Genomic DNA, 9,653 nt, shown 5'->3' on the forward strand with positions numbered 1-9,653 from the left:
AAGAATACCATATGTAGTAATAATTTTACATTTTTGCCTATTGAAAACTATTACGATTAACTTAACAAGGTTTTAAAATGCCCTCCATTGTGAATACACAGGAACGTATACGTCGTATTCAGGTTAACGGGGACGAGGCTGCATTTGAAGAGTTATACAGTATGCACGAAGCAAAACTGTATTCATTTGCATGTTCGTTTCTGGGGGATAGGGAGGTGGCGCAGGAAATTGTAAATGATGCTTTTATAAAAATATGGCTGGGGCGTAATAACCTTGATGCAATAAAAAATTTGCAGGTTTACCTGTATGTGCTTATAAAAAATGCCTGTCTTAATCATTTACGCAGTGCATCATCAAAAAAAATCAAAGAACTTCAACTTACAGAATCTTATTACTTTCATTTATCTGTTGATCCCGCTCAATTATTGATCAGTAAAGAACTGCAAAATAAGGTACTAAAAGCTGTTAATAGCTTACCGCCCAGATGTAAGTTGATTTACAAAATGGTAAAGGAGGATGATTTATCATGCAATGAGGTGGCCGATATTCTTGGCCTTTCTAACAAAACAGTTTTTGCACAATTAGCCATTGCTATTAAAAAACTTGACGATTCGCTTGGTAGCAAATAATCCGTCACCACACTTTTTTTACAGCTGAATTTTTTTTTATTTCTTTTAGGAAAAACCATACAGAGGTGTGTCTTTACTTAGTATATATTTTATTATGGGCAAATCCAGGTTTATTGAGTTAATGGCTAAAAGCATGGGCAAGATCGCTACAGCTGAAGAATTAGCAGAACTCGAAACATTTTTAGATCAATCTCCGGAGCATAAAAAACTACATCAGGTAAACGATGCTTTAAAAGGCGATACAAGGCCGACTGGAATATTAAACGAAAAAGATGTCAATACCAAACTTGAAAATCTTTGGCATGAAATAAATAATACAGATGAGGCTCAGGCTTTTTTGAATGAGGCTCCTGTAAAATCCTTATTCAATTGGAGATGGGTAGCTGCTGCTGTAGTAATGTTAGGTATAGTCGGTGGATTGTTTTATACGATGAGATATGAGCAATCTGACCAATCCTCGGCTACAGTGATGCATCAAGTTCAAGTGCCTTATGGCACAACGCGGCAACTGATTATGCCCGATGGTACTAAAGTAAAGCTTAATGCCGGGAGCACATTTACATATCCTGAACAATTTTCAAAAAATACGAGAGATGTAAGTTTGATTGGCGAAGGCTTTTTTGAGGTAACTAAAAATGCCAGAAAGCCTTTTCTTGTACATACTAATAAGTTAATTATTAAGGTACTCGGAACAGTATTTAATGTTAAAGCCTACAGCGACGATAAAACTATAGAAACCACTTTACTTAAAGGTAAAGTACAGGTTGAACTGAATAATAATCCGGAAAAAACAATAATCCTGCTGCCAAATGAAAAGTTGATGGTAGCAAACAATGTATCGCAAAGCAGCTCTCAATCGAAAAGTAATGTATCCAAAATTGAATACCAGGTTACGACATTGGCTCAGGTTAAGCCGGATGAGATAAAAGAAACAGCCTGGATTGATAATAAGATATTATTTACCAATGAGCTGTTTGAAGATGTAGCCAAACAAATTGAGCGTAAATATAATGTGCAGGTAATATTCGAAGATCAGGCGCTTAAAACCGAGCAGATAAGTGGTTTACTGGATAAAGAACCACTGCAGGAAGCTATGCAAATTATTGAACAAACAACTCCGTTCAGGTTTAGAATGGAAGGAAAAAATATTTACCTGTCAAAAACTGACAAACAAAACTAATTACTAACCCCTAAAATTAACCGCGTATGACGTTGAAACATTACTTATCAGATTCCTGAATATCCGATGTAAACAAGGGAAGAGCTGGCACTCCTCCCCGTAAAAACAAATAGGATTTATTTAACAAGAGTAAGGCGTAGCAACACAGTACTTACTCTATCCATTAATTTTCAAAACAAATGTAATGAAAAAAACAAGAAGGGTTTTTCCGCTTCAGGGAGCCCCCGTATGTCTAAAAGTTATTTTGCTGATGAAAGCAGTTTTTCTATTAATTCTGGTTACATGCATGCAAGTTTCGGCCAAAGTGTATTCACAACAAAAATTTACACTCAGTGTAAAACAAACCGAGGTAAGCAGCATATTAACCAAAATTCAAAAACAAAGTGATTATCGATTCTTTTACAATTACTCGTCTATCAAAAAACTGGGTAAGGTTGATCTAAATGTAAAAGATGCAACGATTGATCAAATATTGAATACCCTTATTGACAACAAGCTGGCCTATAAGCTGGCTGATGACAATGTTGTTATTATCTCAAACCCGGACGAAGCCAGTAGGCAAGCGATCATCAAAGGTAAAGTTGTTGACAAAACCGGCGAACCTCTTATAGGCGTAAGTGTTAAACTGCAAGGTACAAACGTGGGTATTACTACTGATGTTAACGGTAATTTTAGCATCAATGCTCCAGACAATGGTGTATTGGAATTAACCTATATTGGTTTTGCAAAAAAAATAGTACCAATATCAGGTAATAAAAGTTTAACCATCACTATGGAGGCTCTTCCTTCGGCTTTAAGCGAAGTAGTTGTTGTGGGTTACGGTACTAGTAAAAAGGTTGATCTTACCGGTTCTGTTGCCAGTGTTAAAGGCGCCGATTTACAAAATCAGCCGGTGAGTAGCGCTGCTCAGGCATTAGATGGCCGTGCAAGTGGTGTAAATATTGTTCGTAATGATGGTTCGCCCGGAGCAGCCCCAAGTATCCGAATCCGTGGTACTGGTACGCTTAACGATGCAAATCCTCTTGTGGTAATTGACGGTGTGCCAACCAGTAACCCAGATGCTTTGAGCGACATTAACCCCAATGATATTGCTTCTGTTGATATATTAAAGGATGCATCTGCAAGTGCTATTTATGGTACACGTGCTGCAAATGGTGTAGTACTGGTTACTACCAAAAAAGGCACTTATAATCAAAAGCTAAACACTACTGTAAATTTTTACAGAGGCTTTTCAAATACCACTAAATACATTGATGTTTTAACTGCTCCTCAATTGTATCAGCTTAAGAGAGAGCGTTACACTAATGATGGTATAGCTATTGATACCCCGTGGAACAATCCATATTATGCTACGCAAAGAACAGACTGGCAAAGAGCTATAATGGGAACAGGCCATGTAACCAACGGTGATATCAATATCCAGGGTGGTAACGATGTTTCAAATTATTATTTTTCAACCTCAATCTATAACGAGGATGGAATTATTGATAAATCTGATTTTAAACGGTATAGTATTCGCATCAATTCAGAGCATAAAGTTAAACCCTGGCTTAAAGTAGGTGAAAACATACAATTAACCTATGCTGATAATAACGGCTTTGATAACTTTAGTTCACAAACAGGCTTGATTTTTTCTGCTCTCCGTTTTAACCCAGCCATTCCTTTAATAAACCCGGATGGCACATTTGGTACTTCAAAAGCTTTAGCTAATCAGCTTGGTGACGTGAATAGTCCATATGCAACTATCCAGGAGGCAGATAGGTACAATAAAAAATACAGAGCATTAGCCAATGCTTTTGCCGAAATTACCTTTATAAAAGAATTAAAATTGCGTGTTAATTATGCCTTTGATGGCACCATTAACCGTGCATATAACTTTGGCATAGCCGATGTAAACCAGGCAAGGCAAAACCCAACTTCTACTTTAACACAAACTGAAGGAGAGCTTTCCTCACAGTTATTAGAATCATTCTTAACATACGATAAAACTTTTGGTAAGCACCATTTAACATTAACAGGAGGCTTTTCTTACCAAAATTTTAAAGAGTATGGTTTTAACGCATCCCGTACAGGTTTTGATGATACTTCTTTTGACCAGCGCTATCTTAATAACGGAAGCCAGCAGTTTAACTCTAATATAATACCTGATCTGTATTCACTTGAATCAGGTTTTGGACGTGCGTTTTATGATTATGATGGCAGATTCCTGGCTACGGTTACCTTCCGTGCGGATGGTTCATCAAAGTTTGCAGCCGGAAACAAATGGGGGTATTTTCCAGCTTTTTCATTAGGATGGAGACTTTCAAATGAAGAGTTTATAAAAAATATCAGTTGGATCAGTAACCTGAAACTTACTGGTGGCTGGGGAGAATTGGGTAACCAGAATGTTGATCCCTTTCAATACGTAAGCATCATTAGTATAAACAATACTTATGGAAATGGTGGTTATGCATTTGGTGGTAATGGTGCAAGTGGCTCTGCCATTACCAGGATAGCCAATCCTGGTATTACCTGGGAAAGAGCATCTATGGCTAACGTAAGTTTAGAGGCAGGATTTTTAAATAATCAATTAAATACAACCATTACATACTTTAATAAAAACACTAAAGATATGTTGATACCTCCTCCGGTAGTAGGTACAACAGGTTTTGTGACAATTCCCGATCAAAATATCGGCACCATGAACAACAAAGGTGTTGAAGCTGAGGTGAATTATCAGGGTGGCAATAAAGTTAAGTTCACGGTTGGGGCAAACGCTTCATTTATTAAAAATAAAGTTACACAACTGAATGGTGCCGGAACATTTATTGGTTCTGTAGTTTACGGCCGTTCAAGCCAGGAAATTTCACGTACTTACCAGGGACAACCTATTGCTTCATTCTACGGATGGAAAACCAATGGTCTATACCAAACTCAAGCCGATATTGACAATGATCCGGCTTTAAAAAATGATCCACGTAAAGGAAGCATCAAACCTGGCGACGTTCGTTTCAGAGATTTGGACGGTAATGGTTTAATAGATGGTAATGACCGTACAAATCTTGGTAATCCAAATCCTAATGTTACAGCCGGTTTACAAGGAAGTGTATCATACAAGGGGTTTGATTTAGCGGCCAATTTTACTAGTGTATTTGGAGTAAGTTTATATAATGCTGACAGGATGCAGGGTATTGACCCAACTTATCCGTTTAATTTATATGCCGAAGACCTTGGCCGGTGGACTGGGCCGGGTACAAGCAATACCATTCCAAGAATGACCTTAGATCGCGCGAATGATAACTACCGTACTTCAGATCTTTTTGTTGAAAGCGGGAATTACTTCAGCCTTAAAAATGTAACCTTAGGTTATACTTTACCAGCAGCCTGGGCTAAAAAAGCTACTTTGAGTAGTGTGCGTTTATATGCATCTGGCCAAAACGTGTTTATAATAACCAACTATAAAGGTTATACACCTGAGCTTGGTTATACTGATGGCAACAGACAAAGAGGGGTTGATGTGGCCCAATACCCATCAGTACGTACTATAACATTTGGTATAACAGCAAAATTGTAACCTCATGAAATCGAAAAATATATTATACATAGCAGCTTTGGCAATGGTATTTACCGCTGGCTGTAAAAAAGACCTTGATTTGAAACAGCAAGGTGTTTACAATACCGATAATTATTTCAGGAATCAAGCCGACGCGATAAATTCAATAACAGGTATATATAGTCTGCTGGAAGGAGAAGATTATATAGCTCATGCCGAAACTACTTTTGATGTAGCATCTGATGATTATTGGCGCTCCGGTGACCATAGTGAAGATGAGGCTATTGAAAATTTAACCTATGATGCCTCAAACGCGCAGGTTAATTACAGCTGGAAATGGAAGTATGAAACCGTTAACCGTTCTACCAACTGTATTTTAAATATTCCTAAAATTACCGCCATTGATCCGGCTATAAAAAACCGGAGCATGGGCGAGGCTTATTTTTTCAGGGCTTTTGGTTACTGGCGTTTAATGGTGATATACGGCGATGTACCTATCATTACCGAAGAGGATTTCACCAAACAAAATTTCAACGTACCTAAGTCGTCTATTGAGGATGTGCGTAAACAAATTGAGTCTGACTTAAAACAAGCTGTAAGCCTGCTTCCTGAGAGTTATGGCCCTGCAGACAGGGGGCGTGTAAGTAAGGGTACAGCACTTGGTTTATTGACAAAGTTATATATGTACTGGGAAAAATTTCCGGAGGCTATTGCAACAGGTCAACAAGTAGTATCTAATTCTAATTATGCGTTAGCTGATAATTATCAGGATAATTTTACCCGCGCTAATGAAAATAGCAAGGAAATACTATTGTCTATACAGGCTATACAAAACGTTATTCAGAATGACTTTACCGTGTACTACATTCCACGTCCGTGGGGTGGTTATGGTTTTAGCCAGCCATTACAAGGACTTTCTGATGAATTTGAACCCAATGATCCCCGTAAACAAGCTACCCTTTTAAGCGTTGGTGATAAAATAGATATTGGTGATGGAAATGGATTAACAACTTTTACATCAGATTTATCAGCAACAGGTTTTGCATTTCGCAAATATGCTGTGTTTAACTCAGCAAATGCTGGTGGAGGTGTTGACCATACATTTGCTGTGCCATTAATGCGTTCGGCAGATATTTACCTGTTGGTTGCCGAAGCTTTGATTCGTACCCAGGGAGCAGGAGCAGGGGATGCTTTGATCAATCAGGTTAGGCACCGCGCTTCAGCGGCATTGAAACCTGTTTCGGGTGCAGGCATGAAGGAACTTATTCATGAGCGTCGTGTGGAATTAGCCGGTGAAGGTGAACGTCATCAGGACTTAATGCGCTGGGATAAAGATAAAATAGTTGATATAGCTGCTATTTATAACTCTCCTGTATCAAAGGCTCCGATCGACAAGAATAAAAATGTCGTTTTTGTTCGCCCTAAACATTACTATTACCCAATCCCACAGGTAGAGATTGATAAGAGTAAAGGTGTTTTAAAACAAAATCCCAACTTTTAATTGATAATAAATAACAGCCGGCAAACTGTAAAGAAATAAATACTTCTTTCCACTTGCTGGCTGTTTATACTTTTCATCTGTTACCATTTTTCTATATTAATTCATAGTTCGATAAATGAAAAATTGCTTACTTATACTTATTGTTTTGTTATTCGGGGTCAAAGCCAACGCCCAGGTAGATCAGAAGGCTTCCTCGGCTTTTATTGAAAGGGTTATACCAGGTAAAAGCAGTTGGTTTATAATTGAAGCAATTCCGCAGCAAAATGGTAAAGATGTTTTTGAACTTGATAGTAAGAATGGCAAAATAATTTTGCGTGGTAATAATGGACTATCCATCGCATCCGCGTTAAATTATTATCTTAAAAACTATTGTTTTTGTGATATTGCTTGGAACGGTACCAATCTTAAATTACCGGCTACCTTGCCAATGGTTAATGGTTTGGTTCATAAGGTAACACCATATCAATATCGTTATTATTTAAACTATTGTACTTACAATTATTCAATGGCCTGGTGGGATTGGGACCGCTGGCAAAAAGAAATTGACTGGATGGCACTAAACGGTATTAATATGCCTTTGGCCATTACCGGAGAAGAATCTGTTTGGCAAAACGTATATAAAAGCATGGGCTTTACCGATAATCAACTCAATGAGTTTTTTAGCGGCCCGGCCTATTTTGCCTGGTTCTGGATGGGAAATATTGATGCCTGGGGTGGCCCGCTGCCACAGCATTGGATGGATACTCATAAAGAACTTCAAAAGAAAATATTAGAGCGCGAACGTTCATTTGGGATGAAACCTGTATTGTCTTCATTTACAGGGCACGTGCCACCTTCATTTAAAGATAAATTCCCCGGTGCTAAGGTTAAAAGAACCAACTGGGATGCCGGATTTCCCGATGTATATATACTTGACCCTGACGACCCGATGTTTGAAACCATCGGTAAAAAATATATAGAAGCCCAAACCAAAGAGTTTGGCACAGACCATCTATACTCTGCCGATACCTTTAACGAGAACGTACCGCCAACCAATGATTCCACCTATCTGGATGGCATGAGCAAAAAAGTGTTTAATTCTATGGCTGCTGCTGATCCAAAAGCTATTTGGGTAATGCAGGGCTGGATGTTTCACTATAACAATAAATTCTGGCAGCCCCAGCAAATTAAGGCATTATTAAATGCTGTGCCCAATGAGCAAATGATCGTATTGGATTTATACAGCGATGCACATCCGGTTTGGAACCGTACCGAGGCTTACTACGGTAAACCGTGGATATGGAGCATGCTGCAAAACTTTGGCGGAAACATCAGCCTATTTGGCCGTATGCGTCACGTAGCCGCGGATCCTGCTATAGCGCTGCATGATCCCGAATCAAAAAATATGCGTGGCATAGGTGTTACTCCTGAAGGTATTGAGCAAAATCCGGCACTCTTTGCCTTAATGCTTGAAAATGTGTGGACTGATACCCCGATTGATGTCGATAAATGGCTTGTGAATTATGCGCAAAGGCGTTATGGCCAAGACAATAGCCAAATAAATGATGCATGGCATATCCTCCTGAATACCGTTTATTCCGGTGGTTTAACCGAGGGTGGACAGGAATCTATTATTGTAGCCCGGCCCACTATGAAAAAAAGTATTGATAGGGTATTAACCAAACTAGATTATGATCCTGCTGAATTGGTTAAAGCGTGGGAGCTCTTTATCCAGTCATCAGACAGTCTGAAACAGAGTGATGGTTTCCAATATGATATAGTTGATGTTACCCGGCAAGTCTTGGCTAATTATGCTAATCCGCTGCAACAAAAAATGGCCGCTGCTTACTTAAGTAAAGACAAGGCTGGTTTTGAACAGTACAGCACTCAGTTTTTACAGTTGATGGATGATATGGATGCTTTGTTAAGCACCAGAAAAGACTTTTTGTTAGGTAAATGGATCAACGAGGCCCGGGCTAATGGTATTACAGAAAAAGAAAAGAACCTTTATGAATTTAATGCCCGTGACTTGGTTACCCTTTGGGGTGATAAAGAAAGTGGCTTACGTGAGTACTCCAACCGCCAGTGGGCTGGTTTAATTAAGGGCTATTACAAACCACGCTGGGCTATGTACTTTAGCCAACTAAATAAATCACTTGCTACTGGAGCCAGCTTTGATGACCACGCTTTTGATAAACAGGTTAAAGACTGGGAATGGCAATGGGTAAATAAACATGACAATGCGTACTCGAATACTGTTAATGGTAATCCGGTAGAGAAGGCGAAAGAATTATTTGCGAAGTATCATACCGTAATTGAACAAACCTATAGCCAACAATAATAATGAGGCGCATTTTAGTTGTAATTATACTGTTTGCACTTTATTGTGGTAGCAGTTATGGCCAGGCCATTAACGATCATATGTTACCGGCGCATAACGTGGCCAAACCTTTTATTGATTTTGATAAAAAGGGCTTTTTGATCAATGGTAAACGTACTTTTTTGGCATCTGCCGGTTTAGAATATACCAGAGTACCGCGTCAGCTTTGGAATGATAGATTGTTACGCTTAAAGCGTGCAGGTTTTAATTGTGTAGAAATATACACCTTTTGGAATATCCACGAACCGCAAGAAGGGAAATTTGATTTTACAGGTGATTATGATTTGAATGCCTTTTTAAGCTTGGTGAAAGAATTGGGCATGTACGCCATTGTTCGTGTCGGCCCTTATTATTGCGCGGAGTGGGATTTTGGCGGCTATCCATTATGGCTTAAGTTTAAACCCGATGTACGTGTAAGGGAAGATAATGCTGAATTTGAGAAATATGTAGAC

Annotated in this window: 6 protein-coding genes; all 6 read left to right on the forward strand. The window is 38.8% G+C overall.

Translation table 11 applies throughout. From position 1 onward, the window contains the following. Positions 1–89: 89 nt before the first annotated feature. Positions 90–629 carry an RNA polymerase sigma-70 factor gene (locus tag AAGC65_RS12625; protein WP_343112812.1) on the forward strand — a complete coding sequence of 180 codons (540 nt, stop codon included), beginning with the start codon at positions 90–92 and terminating at the stop codon, positions 627–629. Between the two features lie 94 nt (positions 630–723). After that, complete coding sequence (locus AAGC65_RS12630) at positions 724–1,809, forward strand: FecR domain-containing protein (RefSeq protein ID WP_343112813.1); 1,086 nt, start codon at positions 724–726, stop codon at positions 1,807–1,809. A gap of 250 nt (positions 1,810–2,059) precedes the next feature. Beyond that, positions 2,060–5,362 carry a TonB-dependent receptor gene (locus tag AAGC65_RS12635; RefSeq protein WP_343112814.1) on the forward strand — a complete coding sequence of 1,101 codons (3,303 nt, stop codon included), beginning with the start codon at positions 2,060–2,062 and terminating at the stop codon, positions 5,360–5,362. 4 nt (positions 5,363–5,366) lie between these two features. Beyond that, positions 5,367–6,842: a RagB/SusD family nutrient uptake outer membrane protein gene (locus AAGC65_RS12640; protein ID WP_343112815.1), complete on the forward strand. Its 1,476-nt coding sequence runs from the start codon at positions 5,367–5,369 to the stop codon at positions 6,840–6,842. Positions 6,843–6,957: 115 nt separating this feature from the next. After that, positions 6,958–9,162, forward strand: coding sequence for an alpha-N-acetylglucosaminidase (locus AAGC65_RS12645; protein WP_343112816.1), 2,205 nt, complete (start codon positions 6,958–6,960; stop codon positions 9,160–9,162). Between the two features lie 2 nt (positions 9,163–9,164). After that, on the forward strand, positions 9,165–9,653 hold a 489-nt coding region (locus AAGC65_RS12650; protein ID WP_343112817.1), incomplete at its 3' end, for a beta-galactosidase.

The organism is Mucilaginibacter sp. (assembly GCF_039207105.1).
Taxonomy (GTDB): Bacteria; Bacteroidota; Bacteroidia; order Sphingobacteriales; family Sphingobacteriaceae; genus Mucilaginibacter.